Below are 15,615 nucleotides of genomic sequence, written 5' to 3'. Positions count from 1 at the left end.
CTGGCCCGCCAAGTGTGGCGGGTTTGTCACTTCCTGGGGAGTTGGGCATGAGCGTGACGGGTCGGTACCGGGAGTCCTGGGAGGGGTTCTGGCGGGAGGCTCCGGGGCGGCAGGGGGCCGTGTTCTGGGACGCGGAGCCGGTGTTGACCTCCGGGGTCCACCTCGCCCACTTCGAGCCGCTGCTGCTCGATCCCGGGCTGCCGCTCGTGGACCTGGGGTGCGGCAACGGCACCCAGAGCCGCTTTCTCGCCGCCCACTTCAGCCAGGTGATCGGCGTCGACCTGTCCGCCGCCGCCCTCGACCGCGCACGGGACGCCGACCCCGACGGGCAGGTGACCTACCGGCAGCTGGACGCCTCGGACAAGGGCGAGCCGGAGAACCTGCACGCCGAACTCGGGGACGCCAACGTGTACATGCGGGGGGTGCTGCACCAGGCTGCCCCCGAGGACCGGCAGCAGATGGTCGACGGGATCGCCACCCTGGTCGGGGAGCGGGGCCGGGCCTTTGTCGTCGAGCTGTCCGAGGCGGCCAAGCCCGTCCTCCTGGGGCTCGCGCAGGGCCCCGACGGGCCGCCCGACAAGCTGGCGCCCATTTTCCGCCACGGCATCGCGCCCGGCGAGGTGGCCGACGACGCGGTGCCCGTGTACCTCGGCGCGGCCGGGCTGAAGATCGTGACGAGCGGTGAACTCCCGCTGATCACCACGGAGTACCGCGCCGACGGCACCCGGATCGAACTGCCGTCGAAGTGGTGGGTGGTGGGACGCGCGGGCTGACAGCGCCCTATCGGCGCCGCTGAGCGGGCACCCCGCCCGCCGCGGGCTCGGCCTTGCGGAACGCCCATTCCATGCGCGGTTCCATCACGCACCGGAAGACCCGCCGCACCGGTGCCGTGCACAGCGCGGTCACCACCGCCCCGGCGACCAGGGTGACCGCGATCTCGCCGAGCGGGGTGTGCGGCCAGCGGTGGGCCGCCCAGTCGACGTGGTTGCCGGCCTGGACGACGAAACCGTGCAGCAGATAGCCGTACAGCGTGCCCGCGCCCAGGGTCGTGAACCACATCCGGCGCCCCGGCACCCAGGACAGGAAGCAGGCCACCAGGACCAGGGAGCAGGCGAAGAGGCCCAGGGTCATCAGCGGGCCGTACCAGGAGGGCACCCCGAAGTGCGCGGCGGCGTCGCGGTGGAAGAACCACGCGTAGTCCATGCGCGGCACCGCCCAGTACGAGAACACCACCGCGGCCGCGAACACCGGGACCGCGAGCAGCCGTACCCGCCACTGCCGCACCAGCGAGAAGTGCTCGGGCCGCAGACACAGGCCGAGCACGAAGTACGGCAGGAACTGGAGGGTGCGCTGGAGGTCGAGGTCGTCGCCGATGGACGGGCTGAGGGTGGCGAGGGCGGCGACCGCCAGGGCGATCGGCAGCGGCCGGCGCAGGCTCCGCCAGATCGGCGTGGTCAGCCGCCAGATGAACAGCGCGGCCAGGAACCAGGTCAGGTACAGCGGGTCGAGCAGGCTGATCGGACGGTCCGGGACACCGTCGGACCAACGGGTGAAGAGGGTGTACGCCGTCTCGAACACGACATAGGGGGCGACGACCCCGGTGACCAGCCGCTTGATCTTCGCCGGGCTCGCGTCGAAGGTGCGCGAGAAGTAGCCCGAGATGATGATGAACGCCGGCATGTGGAAGGCGTAGACGATCGTGTAGAGCGCGGTGACGGTCCGGCTGCCGGAGCGCAGCGGCTCCCAGGCGTGGCCCATCGCGACCAGCACGATCGCCAGGTACTTGGCGTTGTCGAAGAACGCGTCGCGCTGCTTCGGGCGGCCTGACGGGTTCCCCGGCGCCGGCGCGGCGGTCGCCGGGGGCGTCGCCGCCGTCCGTCGTACCGACTGCTGTGCGGGCTGTGCGGTGTCGCTCACGCTTCTCCCTGTCCGTCTCCTGTGGAACCCGCGAGGGAGAATACGCGTCTTCCAGGAGTTGCCTGTGCGGCGGGGGTGAGCCGCATGCGACTCGCCTCACCCCGCGCGGGCGACGTAAACCTCTTCGCCGCGTAACGTGGCGCACCATGAAGATCCTGATCAGCGCCGACATGGAGGGCGCCACCGGCGTGACCTGGCCGGCCGACGTGCTGCCGGGGACGCCGCAGTGGGAGCGCTGCCGGTCCCTGTTCACCTCGGACGTGAACGCGGCCGTGCTGGGCTTCTTCGACGGGGGCGCCGACGAGGTCCTCGTCAACGAGGCCCACTGGACCATGCGCAACCTGCTCCTGGAGCGGCTCGACGAGCGCACCGAGATGCTCACCGGGCGGCACAAGTCGCTGTCCATGGTCGAGGGCGTCCAGCACGGCGACGTCGACGGCATCGCGTTCGTCGGCTACCACGCCGGAGCCGGCCAGGAGGGCGTCCTCGCCCACACCTACCTCGCCAACTCCATCACCGGGGTCTGGCTGAACGACGTCCCGGCGAGCGAGGGGTACCTCAACGCGCACGTGGTCGCCGAGTACGGCGTCCCCGTCGTCCTCGTCACGGGCGACGACGTGGCCTGCGAGGACGCCCTCGGCTACGCCCCCGAGGCGCTGAAGGTCGCGGTCAAGGACCATGTCTCGCGGTACGCCGCCGTGTGCCGCACACCCGCCCGCACCGCCGCCGACATCAGGGCCGCCGCCAAGCAGGCCGCACGGCTGGCGGTCCGTCAGAAGCCCGTCCAGGCGGGCCCGTTCACCGTCGCCGTCGAGTTCGACGCCGAGCACCTCGCCATGGCCGCCACCGTGGTGCCGGGCGTCGAGCGGATCGGGGCACGGAAGGTGGCGTACACGAACGAGACCATGTACACGGGAATCCGTACGTTCAAGGCGGTCACCACCATCGTCTCGGCCGCCGTGGAGGAGCAGTATGGCTGACCAGCAGGCACTCGACGAGGTCGTCCGGTTCACCTCCGACCTCATCCGCATCGACACCACCAACCGGGGCGGCGGCGACTGCCGGGAGCGGCCCGCCGCCGAGTACGCGGCCGAGCAGCTGGCCGGGGCCGGCCTGGAGCCCCTGATGCTGGAGCGCACCGAGGGCCGTACGAACGTCGTCGCCCGGATCGAGGGCAGCGACCCGTCGGCGGACGCGCTGCTCGTCCACGGTCATCTGGACGTGGTGCCCGCCGAGGCCGCCGACTGGAGCGTGCACCCCTTCTCCGGGGAGATCCGCGACGGCGTCGTCTGGGGGCGCGGCGCGGTCGACATGAAGAACATGGACGCGATGATCCTGGCCGTGGTGCGGTCCTGGGCCAGGCAGGGCGTACAGCCCCGGCGGGACCTCGTGATCGCGTTCACCGCCGACGAGGAGGCCAGCGCCGAGGACGGCTCCGGGTTCCTCGCCGACGAGCACCCCGAGCTCTTCGAGGGCTGCACGGAGGGCATCAGCGAGTCCGGGGCGTTCACCTTCCACGACGGCGCCGGCCGGGAGATCTACCCGATCGCGGCGGGGGAGCGCGGCACGGGCTGGCTCAAGCTCACCGCGCGCGGCCGGGCCGGACACGGCTCCAAGGTCAACAAGGAGAACGCGGTCACCCGGCTCGCCGCCGCCGTGACCCGTATCGGCGAGCACGAGTGGCCGCTCCGGCTCACCCCGACCGTCCGCGCGGCCCTCGCCGAACTCGCCGCGCTCTACGGCATCGAGACCGACCTCACCGAGGTGGACGCGCTCCTGGAGAAGCTGGGCCCGGCCGCCAAGCTGGTCGAGGCGACCGTGCGCAACAGCGCCAACCCGACCATGCTGGAAGCCGGTTACAAGCTCAACGTGATCCCGGGGGAGGCCGTGGCCTACGTCGACGGCCGGTATCTGCCCGGCGGCGAGGACGAGTTCCGCACCACGCTCGACCTGCTGACCGGCCCCGACGTGGACTGGGAGTTCAGCCACCGCGAGGTCGCCCTCCAGGCACCGGTCGACTCACCGACCTACGCCGGCATGCGGGCCGCGGTGGAGGAGTTCGCCCCCGGGGGACATGTCGTGCCGTACTGCATGTCCGGCGGCACGGACGCCAAGCAGTTCTCCCGGCTCGGCATCACCGGATACGGTTTCGCGCCGCTGAAGCTTCCGGAGGGCTTCGACTACCAGGCTCTTTTCCACGGCGTCGACGAGCGCGTCCCCGTGGAGGCCCTGCACTTCGGGGTCCGGGTGCTCGACCGCTTCCTGCGGACGGCCTGAGCGAGTGGGGGAGAACATGCACACGTCGCCCTATGGTTCCTGGCCCTCGCCCGTCGACGCGGCCCTCGCCGCCGCGCACGACGGACACCCGGAATGGCTGGGCTTCGTCGGGGACGAGGTCTGGTGGACCGAACCCCGCCCCGCCGAGGGCGGCCGCCGCACCCTGGTGCGCCGACGCGCCGACGGCACCGAGGAGTCGGTGCTGCCCGCGCCGTGGAACGTGCGCAGCCGGGTCATCGAGTACGGCGGCCACCCCTGGGCCGGCGCGGTCGTGGCGGATGAATTGCTCGTCGTGTTCGTGCACTTCGCCGACCAGCGGCTGTACCGGTACGGGCCCGGCGCCGAGCCGGTGCCCCTGACGCCTCTCTCCCCGGTGGGCGGCGGACTGCGCTGGGTGGAGCCGCAGTTGCGGCTGGACCTCGGCGAAGTGTGGTGCGTCCTCGAGGAGTTCACCGGCGACGGACCCACCGACGTGCGCCGGGTCCTCGCCGCCGTCCCGCTCGACGGCTCCGCCGCCCACGACCGGGACGCGGTGCGCGAACTCACCGGCGAACGGCACCGGTTCGTCACCGGCCCCCGCCTCTCGCCGGACGGCTCCCGCGCCGCCTGGCTCGCCTGGGACCACCCGAGGATGCCCTGGGACGGCACCGAGCTGATCGTCGCCGAGGTGCACGAGGGCACGCTCCGGGAGCCCCGCACGGTGGCCGGCGGCCCGGAGGAGTCCGTCGCCCAGGCCGACTGGTCGCCCGACGGCCGGCTCCTGTACGCGAGCGACCGCACCGGCTGGTGGAACCTCTACCGCGACGGCGAGCAACTGTGCCCCCGCGAGGAGGAGTTCGGCGGCCCCCTGTGGAAGCTCGGCCACCGCTGGTTCGCCCCGCTGGACAGCGGCCTGATCGCCGTCGTGCACGGCACCGGCTCGACCGCCCTCGGCATCCTGGACCCCGAGACCGGCGAACTCGTCGACGCGGCAGGCCCCTGGACCGAGTTCGCCCCGACCCTCGCGGTGAACGGAGAAAGGGTCGTCGCCGTCGGGGCCAGTCCACGCACCGCCTACGAGGTCGTCGAACTGGACGCCCGCACCGGCCGGACCCGGGTGATCGGGGCCGCACACGAGGACCCCGTCGACCCCGCCCACTACCCCGAGCCCCAGATCCGCACCTTCACGGGACCGGACGGCCGGGACATCCACGCCCACGTCTACCCGCCGCACCGGCCCGGGTACGTGGCCCCCGGCGGCGAACTGCCGCCCTACGTCGTGTGGGCGCACGGCGGACCCACCGGGCACGCGCCCCTCGTCCTCGACCTGTCGATCGCCTACTTCACCTCGCGCGGCATCGGCGTCGCCGAGGTCAACTACGGCGGCTCGACCGGGTACGGGCGCGCGTACCGCAACCGGCTGCGCGAGCAGTGGGGCGTGGTCGACGTCGAGGACTGCGCGGCCGTCGCGCTCGCCCTCGCCGACGAGGGCACCGCCGACCGCGACCGGCTCGCGGTCCGCGGCGGCAGCGCGGGTGGCTGGACCGCCGCCGCCTCGCTCACCTCGACCGACGTCTACGCCTGCGGCACCATCGTCTACCCGATCCTCGACCTGGCCGGCTGGGGCACCGGGGAGACCCACGACTTCGAGTCGCAGTACCTGGAGAGCCTGGTCGGACCGCTCGCCGAGGTCCCCGGCCGGTACGCGGAGCGCTCGCCCGTCGAGCACGCCGACCGGGTCACCGCGCCGTTCCTGCTGCTCCAGGGCCTGGACGACGTGATCTGCCCGCCCGCGCAGTGCGAGCGGTTCCTGGAGAGGATCGCCGGGCGGCGGATCCCGCACGCCTACCTCGCCTTCGAGGGAGAGGGCCACGGATTCCGCCGCGCCGACACCATGATCCGGGCCCTGGAGTCCGAACTCTCCCTGTACGCACAGGTCTTCGGGTTCGACCCGCCCGGCGTCCCGACCCTGGAGCTCAGCAAGTGACCGCACTGGTAAGGCCGCCCCGGCTCGCCCCCGGCGCACGCGTGGCCGTCGTCGCACCGAGCGGCCCGATCGTGGAGGAACGCCTCCAGGCCGGGCTCGACATCCTGCGCGGCTGGGACCTCGACCCGGTCGTGACCCCGCATGTCCTGGACCGGCACGGCGAGTTGGGGTACCTCGCCGGATCCGACGCGGACCGCGCCGCCGACCTCCAGGCGGCCTGGTGCGACCCCGCGGTGGACGCGGTGCTGTGCGCCCGGGGCGGCTACGGCGCCCAGCGGATGGTCGACCTGCTGGACTGGGACGCGATGCGGGCGGCCGGCCCGAAGGTGCTCGTGGGCTTCAGCGACGTGACCACGCTCCACCAGGCCTTCGCCACCCGCCTCGGCCTGGTCACCCTGTACGGGCCCGCCGCGGCCGGTGCCGACTTCGTCAAGAACGCCCTCGCCCAGGAACACCTCAGGGCCACGCTCCTCGCCCCGGAGACGGTCCGCACCCTCACCTCCCGGGGGCCCGCGCTGGTCCCCGGCCGGGCCCGTGGAGTCACCCTCGGCGGCTGTCTCAGCCTGCTCGCCACCGACCTCGGCACCCGGCACGCCCGCAGCGGCGCCCGGGACGGACTCCTCCTGATCGAGGACGTGGGCGAGCAGCCGTACCGCGTCGACCGCCTGCTGACCCAACTCCTGCGCACCGGCTGGCTGGACGGCGTCCGGGGGATCGTCCTCGGCTCCTGGGAGAGCTGCGGGCCGTACGAGGTGCTGCGGACGGTCCTCGCCGAGAGGCTCGGCGGACTCGGGGTGCCCGTCGTCGAGGAGTTCGGATTCGGGCACTGCGAGGGGGCCCTCACCGTGCCCTTCGGGGCGGCGGCCGAACTCGACACCGAGGAGGGCACGTTGACGCTGGACGAGCCGGCCTTGAGCTGAGTCCGCGCGCCGGACACGCGGCGGCGGGCACTGTGGCGGCCGGTCGCCCGACCAGGACGGCGGCCCCGGAAGAGAGCTCGCGTGCGGTCGGCGGGGGCCGTACCCGGAACTCCCCGGGAGCCGGGAGCCGGGAGCCGGGAGCCTGGTGTCTGGTGCGCACCCGTCTCCGGGCCGGTCGCGAGCGCGCCGCCACAGGCGAGCAGCAGCCAGCCGGCCGGCCGTGGCCGCGGTCCACCCGGAAGGCAGCGCCCGCCGTGCGGGCCGTGGGTCCTGGGCTCACCCTGGTCGCATGAGCCCGAAGACCGCCGAGAGCGGCACGACCAGAGGCAGCAGCGGGGCGGTGACCCCCGCGCGGCTCGCCGTCCTGCTGCTCGCCGCCCTCGCCCTGACCTTCGTCTTCGAGAACACCCGGGCGACCCGGATCCGGCTGCTGGTCCCCGAGGTGACCATGCCCCTGTGGACCGCCCTGCTCGCCACCGGCCTCATCGGCGCCCTGTGCGGGGCGTACGCCATGAGGCGGCGGGGCTAGCGCCGTAGGGTGGCGGGATGCCGCACACCGCTTCCCGCTATCTCGCCGAAGGCCCCCGCGTGGGCATACGCCCCTTCACCTACGAGGACGCCGCGGAGTTCACCGCCCGGGCCCGGGAGAGCAAGCAACTGCACCAGCCCTGGCTGTTCCCGCCGGACAGCGAGAGCGCCTACCTCGCCTACGCGGGCCGGCTCATCGAGGACCGGACCAAGGCCGGGTTCCTGGTCTGCGAGAAGGACGGTGAGCGGGGCGACGGGGCCATCGCCGGTTTCATCAACATCAACAACATCGTCGAGGGCGGCTTCCGCTGCGGAGCCCTCGGCTACGGCGCCTTCGCGCACGCCGCCGGGCGCGGGCTGATGCGCGAGGGACTGAACCTCGTGGTCGACCACGCCTTCGGGCCCATGCGGCTGCACCGCCTGGAGATCAACGCGCAGCCCGGCAACACCGGCTCCCTCGCCCTCGCCCGCAGCTGCGGGTTCCGGCTCGAAGGGTTCTCCCCGAAGATGATCTGGATCGACGGGGACTGGCGGGACCACGAGCGCTGGGCGATCACCGCCGAGATGCGGACTTCCGGTTGATCTTCATGGTGTCGAGGTCCGTGACCGTCGACCTCAGATCCCGCAAGCCGTAGCCGAGAGCGCGCAGGGCCGTCTCCGCGCGGTCCTCCGCGAGCGCGCCCGCCATCTCCTCGCCGTCCGCGGCGTCGGAGACCACCACGTACCGCATCGAGAAGTGCTTCAGCGGCGCCGGCTCGTACGACAGCGAGCCCTCCTCGGAGAACCGCATGCTCGCCATGCCGTGGTCCGCCGCCTCGGCGAGGAGCCGCGCGCGGGCCTCCTCGGTGAGCCCGTCCCAGGTCCCCCGCACGATCACCCGGTAGGTGTGCTGCTCGCTCACTGTCGCTCCCTCGCGTATTCCGTGGACGGTCGAGGGTACGTCGGCGAGGATGATCCGCATGCGGAATATCGTCGTGCTGGACGCCCCCTCCAACCTCGGCCTGCGTCCCCCCGCCCCCGGCACCGTGCCCGGCTGCTACAAGCTCGCCGGCGCCCTGCGGGAGCAGCGGATCGTGCAGCGGCTCGGGGCGCTGGAGGGCGGGGTCGTGGTGCCGCCGCGCTACGACGGGGGGGACTGGCAGGAGGGCGACGGGGTGTTCAACGCCGCCGCCATCGCCGACTACACCGTCAAGCTGGCCGACCGCGTCGAGCGCCATGTGCGCGCCGGGGACTTCCCCGTCGTCCTCGGCGGCGACTGCTCCATCCAGCTCGGCGCCTCCCTCGCGCTGCGCCGCGTCGGGCGCTACGGCCTGGCCGCGATCGACGCCTCACCCGACTTCCGGCACACCGGCAACTCCGACCGGATCGGCGCGGCGGGCGGTGAGGAGGTCGCGCTGGCCACCGGGCGCGGGCAGGACGACCTGACGGACATGGAAGGGCTCAAGCCCTATCTGCGGGACGAGGACGTGCGGTTCTTCGGGATCCGCGACGCGTTCGAGGAGGACCGGGCCGAACTCGCCGCCCTGAAGATCCCGGTCGTCACCGTCGGGGACCTCCGGGAGTGGGGCGCCGACGCGCTCGCCCGGGCCACCGCTCAGGCCTTCGAGATCCCGGAGATCGACGGATTCTGGGTGCACCTGGACGCCGACGTCCTCGACCCCTCCGTCATGCCCGCCGTCGACAGCCCCGACCCGGAGGGCCTCCAGCCCCGCGAACTCACCGATCTCCTCAGGCCGTTGCTCGCCTCGACCGCCTGCGTCGGGCTCAACATCACCATCTACGACCCCGATCTGGACCCCGACGGCACGGCGGGCGCGCTCCTCACCGACATCGTCGTGGACGCCTTTGCGCAATCCTGACCGGCAGCTCCCCTGGCCGACTCGGGGCCGAGCGGCTTCCATGGTGATCGTGACGACGATCCGGCGAGACGTGCTCACCCTGCCCGCCGCACCGCTGGGCCCGGACAACCCGCTGCCGCCGCTGCGCCTGCCGTACGAGGTTCACCGTACGGACGTACGGGACCGGTCCGACCTGCCCCGGGACATGGCCCGGCAGGCCGGCTACGGGCCCCTGCGCAGCCTGCTGCCGGTGCCCGTCCGGGACGGCTACGGCAGAGCGCGCGAGCCCCGCGAGTTCGAGACGATCGTGATCGAGAACGACCGGCTGAGGGCCACCGTCCTCCCCGCTCTGGGCGGCCGGATCACGTCCCTCCTCCACAAGCCGACCGGGCGTGAACTCCTGTACCGCAACCCGGTGTTCCAGCCCGCGAACTTCGCCCTGAACGGCGCCTGGTACTCCGGCGGCATCGAGTGGAACATCGGCGCCACCGGACACACCGCCCTTGCCTGCGCACCCCTGCACGCCGCCCGCGTGGCCGCCCCCGACGGCGGGGAGATGCTGCGCCTGTGGGAGTGGGAGCGGCTGCGCGACCTGCCCTTCCAGGTCGACCTGTGGCTGCCGCGGGACTCGGACTTCCTGTACGCCGGCGTCCGGATCCGCAATCCGCACGAGCGGCCGGTGCCGGGCTACTGGTGGTCCAACACCGCCGTACCGGAAGGCCGCCGGGTGCTCGCCCCGGCCGAGGAGGTCTGGCACTTCGGCCACGAGCGCCGGCTGCGCCGGGTGCCCGTCCCACCTGACCCGCACAGCAGCCCCTACGCCGCCGACTGGTTCTACGACCTGCCCGACACCCGGCGCCGCTGGATCGCCGCCCTCGACGCCGACGGCCACGGACTCGTGCAGACGTCCACCGACGCCCTGCGCGGCCGCAAGCTGTTCGTGTGGGGGACCGGCAGGGGCGGCCGCCGCTGGCAGGAGTGGCTCACCGAGCCCGGCACCGGCGGCTACTGCGAGATCCAGGCCGGGCTCGCCCGCACCCAGCTGGAGCACGTACGCCTGGACCCGGAGAGCGAGGTCTCCTGGCTGGAGGCGTACGGGCCGCTCAGCGCGCCTCCCGCGGTGTCCGAGGCGGAGGCCCGTCTGGAGGCCGTACTGCCACGGGCCGCCGTCGACGAGGCCCACGCCGCCTGGAAGCCGTACGCCGACGCCGAACCCGGCGAGATCCTGGCCCCCGGCTCCGGCTGGGGCGCGCTGGAGGTGCTGCGGGCCGGCTGGAAGCTGCCCGGCACGCCCTTCGAGGAGAGCACGCTCGGCGAACCGCAGGCGCCCTGGCTGGAGTTGCTGCGCACCGGGTCCTTCCCCGAGCCGCGCCGGGTACGGCCGCCCGGCGGGACCCTGGTCGCGCCGCACTGGCGGGACATGCTGGAGACCGCGCCCGCCACCCCGCTCACCGAGTACCACCTGGGCGTCGCCCAGTGGCACGCCGGTGACCGGGCCCAGGCGGTGCGCAGCTGGGAGCGCGGGCTCGAACTCGCCCCGTCCCGCTGGCCGTTGCTGCGCTGCCTCGCCGTCGCCGACCAGGAGAGCGGCCACCGGGAGCGGGCCGCGGAGCGGTACGCCGACGCCTTCGACGACCTGTGCCAGGAGCGGCGCGACGACGGCGAGTCGTGGACGGCGGCTACGGCCGCGCTCGGCCGCGAGGCACTGGAGGCCCTGCTCGCTGCCGGGCGCACGGCCGAGGCACGCGCGGTGTGGGAGCGGCTGCACGCCCCGACCCGGGCCCGCGGGCGGTTCCGGCTGATCGAGGCGCGGCTGCTGCTCGCCGAGGGGAGGACCGAAGCCGCCCGGGCCGTCTTCGACGAGGGCTTCGAGGTCGCCGACCTGCGGGAGGGCGCCGAGGCGATCGGCGCCCTGTGGAACCGCCTCGGCGACGAACCGCTCCCGCCCGCCTACGACTTCCGCATGCGCCCGGACACCTAGTCGCCCTAGGTGACGTTGCGGTCGACGTACTCGTACACCACGCCGTCCGGGTGCATCGCGATCAGGTTGCGGCCCACCGGGGTCGGCACCGGGCCCGCGATGATCCGGGCGCCGAGCTCGTCGAGGAGCCGGCGGGCCTCGTCGACGTCCTTCACGGCGATGGTCGCCGCCACCTTGCGCAGCACCTCCAGCTCCGCTTCCGGCCCGCTCATCAGCAGGAAGCAGCCGACCGCGGCCACCTGGACGCCGCCGCGCTCGAAACGGAGGGCCGTGGCGCCCGCGAGCCGTTCGTAGAAGACGACCGCGCTGTCCAGGTCGTCGACGCAGACACGCAGCGTGGTTCCCAGAATCTCCATGCGCCGAGCCTAGTTCGGCCGGCCGGCCGCGGGAGATCGTTTCACGCGATCCTCCCGACCCGGCCGCCGGTGCCGCACAGCCGGCCGGGCGGGCGTTATGCGTACGCCCGTACGGGTACCCGGCGGCCATGGACCGCTTGGATCACCTGGAGCATCTGGACAAGCATCTGGTCGACGAACTGGCGCAGGTGGCACGCGAGACCGTACGGGACGAACTGCGCGAACAGACGCGCAAGCAGCGCCGTACGGCCATGCTGTACGCCGCGTCCGGTGCCGCCGCCCTGTACGCGGGCGCCGCCCTGGCCCTGGCCGTGGGTCTCGCCCTCGCCCTCGGGCTGCCCGACTGGGCCGCCGCACTGATCACCGCCGTCGTCCTGGGCGCCGTGGCCTATGTGCTGCGCGGCGCGGCGCGGCCCGGAGGGTCCCGGCCCGAGGCCGGGCAGGGTGCCGGCGCCGGAGCCACCGCACCGGTGGCCGCCCCGCCGACCGGGCCCGGCACGCCGTACCCGCCCATGCCGCCGGTCGCGCCCGGAGCGACGAGCACGCCGGAGCCCGGTGCGGCCCCGACGCGGGCCGGCACCGATCCCGAGCAGCCGCACCACCGCGCGTAACGCCCGGTGCACGACCCATGGGAGGAATCGCACGTGAAGCACGGCAAGGTCGTGGTGGTGACCGGGGCCAGCGGCGGCGTGGGACGGGCCACTGCCCGGGCCTTCGCCGAGCGCGGCGCCCGGGTCGCCCTCCTCGCCCGGGGACGCGAAGGCCTCGCCGCGGCGGCCGACGAAGTGGAGCGGGCCGGGGGTGAGGCGCTCGTCGTGAGCGTCGACGTGTCCGACGCGAAGGCCGTCGAGGACGCCGCCCAGCAGGTCGTGGACGCCTTCGGGCACATCGACGTATGGGTCAACAACGCCTTCACCGGTGTCTTCGCCCCGTTCACGGAGATCACCCCGGACGAGTTCCGCAGGGTCACCGAAGTGACCTACCTGGGCTATGTGTTCGGCACCCGGGCCGCCCTGCGGCACATGCAGCCCCGCGACCGCGGGACGATCGTGCAGGTCGGCTCGGCGCTGGCCTACCGGGGCATCCCGCTCCAGTCGGCGTACTGCGGGGCCAAGCACGCCATCCAGGGCTTCAACGAGTCCCTGCGGTGCGAGCTGCTCCACTCGGGCAGTGGCGTGCGGACGACGATGGTGCAGCTGCCCGGCCTCAACACCCCTCAGTTCGACTGGGTGTTGAACCGGATGCCCGGGCGGGCCCGGCCGGTGGCGCCGGTCTACCAGCCCGAGATCGCCGCCCGCGCGGTCGTGCACGCGGCCTTCCACCCGCGGCGGCGCGAGTACTGGGTCGGCGGGTCCACGGCGGCCACGCTCATCGCCAACGCGGTGATGCCGGGGGTCCTGGACCGTTACCTCGCACGCACCAACATCGAGGCACAGCAGGAGGAGGGCGAGCACAGCGGTCCCGGCAATCTGTGGGCTCCCGCGGACGGACCGCACGGGCGGGACCACGGGGCGCACGGCCGCTTCGACGACGAGGCCGTGCACCGCAGCCCGCAGGACTGGCTCTCCCGCAACCGCGCCCGCATGGGCGTGGGGCTCGTGGCGGCCGCGGCCGGGGCGCTGGGGGTCGTTGCGACCTCCGGGCTACGCCGACGGGGCTGAACGCAGGGACGCATGGTGAGCGGCGGGACCCAACGGCCCCGCCGCTCAAGGTTGTTCGGTGCACCGGCCGTCACGGCCGCTCACGGTCGTTCGGTGCACCCGCCGTCACGCCACCCGGTACTCCTCCACCTCCTCCGTCCGCAACGTCAGCCCGTGTCCCACCCCCGCCTGCGGGCGGACCGTGCCGCCCGTCGGGTCGAGGGCCCCGTCGAAGAACATGTCCTCGATGCGGACGTGGTCGTGGAACCACTCCATGTGGCGGATGTTGGGGATCGAGGCGGCCGCCGCCGCGTGGGCGTGCGGGGCGCAGTGCGTCGAGACCTCCAGGCCGTGCGCCTGGGCCAGGGCCGCCGCGCGCAGGAACTCCGTGAGGCCGCCGCAGCGGGTCGCGTCGATCTGGAGGCAGTCGACCGCGCCGGCCGCGATCATGCGGGCGAAGTACGGGAGGTCGTAGCCGTACTCGCCGGCCGTCACATCGCACACGAGCGCGTCGCGGACCAGCCGGAGCCCGGTCAGGTCGTCCGAGGAGACCGGCTCCTCGAACCAGCCGACACCCTCCTCCACCAGCGCACCGCCCACCCGGACCGCCTGCTTGCGGGTGTACGCCCCGTTCGCGTCGACGTACAACTCCGCGTCCGGGCCGATGACTTCACGGGCCGTGCGGACCCGGGAGAGGTCCCGGGCCACCGCCCGGCCCCAGCTCTCGCCGATCTTCAGCTTGACGCGCGGGATGCCCTGGCCGTGCACCCAGCCGTTGAGCTGCGCGGCCAGATGCGTGTCGTGGTACGTCGTGAAGCCGCCGCTGCCGTAGACCGGGACCCGTTCACGGGCCACGCCCAGGAGGCGGGCCAGGGGGAGTTCGAGGAGTCGGGCCTTCAGGTCCCACAGGGCGATGTCGAGCGCCGAGATCGCGCCCGCCGCGATGCCCGGACGGCCCGCGTTGCGGACCGAGCGGCACATCGCGTCGTGCAGCGCCGGGATGTCCAGCGGGTCGCGGCCCTCGACGAGCGGTCCGAGGTGCTCGGTGAGGAAGTCACCGACCGCGGCCGGGCCGTACGTCCAGCCCGTGCCGGTCTCCTCGCCCGTCGACACCTCGGCGATCACCATGGTCGTGGTGTCCCAGGCGAGCGTCCCGTCCGCCTCGGGGGCGTCCGTCGGGACCGTGTACACCGAGACGAGGGGCCTGAGCAGTTTCATCGCTCACCCCTGCTGGAGCTGGGGCAGCACCTTCGTGCGGTAGAAGTCGAAGAAGCCGCGCTGGTCGGGTCCGATCTGGTTCACGTAGATCCGGTCGAAGCCCGCGTCGGCGAAGGCGCTCAGCGCGGACACGTGCTCGTCGACGTCGTCCCCGCACACCGTCTTCTCGGTCACCATGTCCTCGGTGACCAGGGGGCCCAGCTGCTCGAAGTGGCTCGGCGAGGGCAGGATCTGGCCCATCTCGCCGGGCAGGAACTGGTTGAACCACAGCTTGCGCACGGTCCGGACGCACTCCGCGCGGTCCGTGCCGTAGCAGACCTTGGTGCCGCCGCTGACCGGCTTCCCGGCCCCGCCGCCCTTGCGGTACTGCTCGACCATCGACTCGTCGGGCATCATCGTGATGTAGCCGTCCCCGACCCGGGACGCGAGTGCGGTGGCCGCCGGGCCGAAGCCGGAGATGTCGATGGGGACGGGCTCGTCCGGGACCGTGTAGAGGCGGGCGTTCTCGACCGTGTAGTGCGTGCCGTGGTGGTTGACCTCCTCGCCCGTGAACAGGCGCCGCATCACCTGGATCGACTCCTCCAGCATCTCCAGCCGGATGTGCGCGGGCGGCCAGACATGGCCGAGGATGTGCTCGTTCAGCGCCTCGCCGGAACCGACGCCGAGCCGGAAGCGGCCGTTCGTCATGACGGCCGAGGTCGCCGCGGCCTGCGCCACCACCGCCGGGTGGATCCGCACGGTCGGGCAGGTCACGGCCGTCTCGATGGGCAGCGACACCGCCTCCGAGAGCGCGCCGATCACCGACCAGACGAACGGGCTCTGGCCCTGCGCGTCGTTCCACGGGTGGTAGTGGTCGGAGATCCACAGCGCGGTGAAACCGGCCTGTTCGGCCATTCGCGCCTGTTCGACCAGCTCCGCGGGTCCGAACTCCTCGCACGAGAGGAAATAGCCGTATTCGGGCATGGGGGGTACCT

16 protein-coding genes are annotated in these 15,615 nt (G+C 73.2%); 11 read left to right on the top strand and 5 right to left on the bottom strand.

Translation table 11 applies throughout. The annotated features are described in order from the left end of the window. Positions 1-47: 47 nt before the first annotated feature. Positions 48-773 carry a class I SAM-dependent methyltransferase gene (locus AQJ54_RS15625; protein WP_062237892.1) on the top strand — a complete coding sequence of 242 codons (726 nt, stop codon included), beginning with the start codon at positions 48-50 and terminating at the stop codon, positions 771-773. 7 nt (positions 774-780) lie between these two features. Here AQJ54_RS15625 and AQJ54_RS15620 read toward each other — a convergent pair whose 3' ends face one another. Next, positions 781-1,917 (bottom strand): acyltransferase family protein, encoded by a 1,137-nt coding sequence (locus AQJ54_RS15620; RefSeq protein ID WP_062237890.1) that lies wholly within the window; start codon positions 1,915-1,917, stop codon positions 781-783. A 146-nt stretch (positions 1,918-2,063) separates the two neighbouring features. Between AQJ54_RS15620 and AQJ54_RS15615 the strand changes: the two genes are divergently transcribed. The 6 genes from AQJ54_RS15615 to AQJ54_RS15590 all read left to right on the top strand — a co-directional run bounded on the left by AQJ54_RS15615 (position 2,064) and on the right by AQJ54_RS15590 (position 8,190). Next, positions 2,064-2,897 carry a M55 family metallopeptidase gene (locus AQJ54_RS15615; RefSeq protein WP_062237888.1) on the top strand — a complete coding sequence of 278 codons (834 nt, stop codon included), beginning with the start codon at positions 2,064-2,066 and terminating at the stop codon, positions 2,895-2,897. Next, positions 2,890-4,194, top strand: coding sequence for a M20/M25/M40 family metallo-hydrolase (locus AQJ54_RS15610; protein WP_062237886.1), 1,305 nt, complete (start codon positions 2,890-2,892; stop codon positions 4,192-4,194). The genes AQJ54_RS15615 and AQJ54_RS15610 overlap by 8 nt, the downstream gene beginning before the upstream one ends. Positions 4,195-4,210: 16 nt before the next feature. Continuing rightward, positions 4,211-6,160: a S9 family peptidase gene (locus AQJ54_RS15605; RefSeq protein WP_062237885.1), complete on the top strand. Its 1,950-nt coding sequence runs from the start codon at positions 4,211-4,213 to the stop codon at positions 6,158-6,160. Further along, complete coding sequence (locus tag AQJ54_RS15600) at positions 6,157-7,080, top strand: S66 peptidase family protein (RefSeq protein WP_062237883.1); 924 nt, start codon at positions 6,157-6,159, stop codon at positions 7,078-7,080. The genes AQJ54_RS15605 and AQJ54_RS15600 overlap by 4 nt, the downstream gene beginning before the upstream one ends. Positions 7,081-7,369: 289 nt before the next feature. Beyond that, the gene (locus AQJ54_RS15595) at positions 7,370-7,609 is read left to right on the top strand and encodes a LapA family protein (RefSeq protein ID WP_030313153.1); all 240 of its coding nucleotides are present in this window, start codon (positions 7,370-7,372) and stop codon (positions 7,607-7,609) included. Between the two features lie 17 nt (positions 7,610-7,626). After that, positions 7,627-8,190, top strand: a complete 564-nt coding sequence (locus AQJ54_RS15590) for a GNAT family N-acetyltransferase (protein ID WP_062237881.1) — start codon at positions 7,627-7,629, stop codon at positions 8,188-8,190. On the opposite strand, the gene AQJ54_RS15585 is transcribed toward AQJ54_RS15590, so the two are convergent. Continuing rightward, the gene (locus AQJ54_RS15585; RefSeq protein ID WP_062238650.1) at positions 8,162-8,509 is read right to left on the bottom strand and encodes a DUF6204 family protein; all 348 of its coding nucleotides are present in this window, start codon (positions 8,507-8,509) and stop codon (positions 8,162-8,164) included. The two genes, AQJ54_RS15590 and AQJ54_RS15585, sit on opposite strands and share 29 nt — an antisense overlap. A 58-nt stretch (positions 8,510-8,567) precedes the next feature. Between AQJ54_RS15585 and AQJ54_RS15580 the strand changes: the two genes are divergently transcribed. Both AQJ54_RS15580 and AQJ54_RS15575 read left to right on the top strand, forming a co-directional pair. Then, on the top strand, positions 8,568-9,467 hold the full coding sequence (locus tag AQJ54_RS15580; protein WP_062237879.1) for an arginase family protein: 900 nt from the start codon (positions 8,568-8,570) through the stop codon (positions 9,465-9,467). 40 nt (positions 9,468-9,507) lie between these two features. Next, the gene (locus AQJ54_RS15575; RefSeq protein ID WP_062237877.1) at positions 9,508-11,427 is read left to right on the top strand and encodes a DUF5107 domain-containing protein; all 1,920 of its coding nucleotides are present in this window, start codon (positions 9,508-9,510) and stop codon (positions 11,425-11,427) included. A 5-nt stretch (positions 11,428-11,432) separates the two neighbouring features. Here AQJ54_RS15575 and AQJ54_RS15570 read toward each other — a convergent pair whose 3' ends face one another. Further along, a complete protein-coding gene (locus tag AQJ54_RS15570) occupies positions 11,433-11,783 on the bottom strand; it encodes a VOC family protein (protein ID WP_020133328.1) in 351 nt (116 codons plus the stop codon). 128 nt (positions 11,784-11,911) lie between these two features. Here AQJ54_RS15570 and AQJ54_RS15565 point away from each other — a divergent pair, with 128 nt between their 5' ends. Both AQJ54_RS15565 and AQJ54_RS15560 read left to right on the top strand, forming a co-directional pair. Beyond that, on the top strand, positions 11,912-12,394 hold the full coding sequence (locus AQJ54_RS15565) for a phage holin family protein (protein WP_062237875.1): 483 nt from the start codon (positions 11,912-11,914) through the stop codon (positions 12,392-12,394). Between the two features lie 33 nt (positions 12,395-12,427). Beyond that, on the top strand, positions 12,428-13,444 hold the full coding sequence (locus AQJ54_RS15560) for an SDR family oxidoreductase (protein ID WP_062237872.1): 1,017 nt from the start codon (positions 12,428-12,430) through the stop codon (positions 13,442-13,444). 105 nt (positions 13,445-13,549) lie between these two features. Here the strand turns inward: AQJ54_RS15560 and AQJ54_RS15555 are convergent, their stop codons facing one another. Continuing rightward, positions 13,550-14,641, bottom strand: a complete 1,092-nt coding sequence (locus AQJ54_RS15555) for an enolase C-terminal domain-like protein (protein ID WP_062237870.1) — start codon at positions 14,639-14,641, stop codon at positions 13,550-13,552. A gap of 3 nt (positions 14,642-14,644) precedes the next feature. Beyond that, positions 14,645-15,604, bottom strand: coding sequence for an LLM class F420-dependent oxidoreductase (locus AQJ54_RS15550; protein ID WP_030313132.1), 960 nt, complete (start codon positions 15,602-15,604; stop codon positions 14,645-14,647). Between the last annotated feature and the right edge of the window lie 11 nt (positions 15,605-15,615).

It is taken from the genome of Streptomyces griseorubiginosus (assembly GCF_001514195.1).
GTDB lineage: Bacteria > Actinomycetota > Actinomycetes > Streptomycetales > Streptomycetaceae > Streptomyces > Streptomyces griseorubiginosus.
Note: the sequence above shows the minus strand (reverse complement) of the source record. Positions and strands in the feature narration are given on the sequence as shown.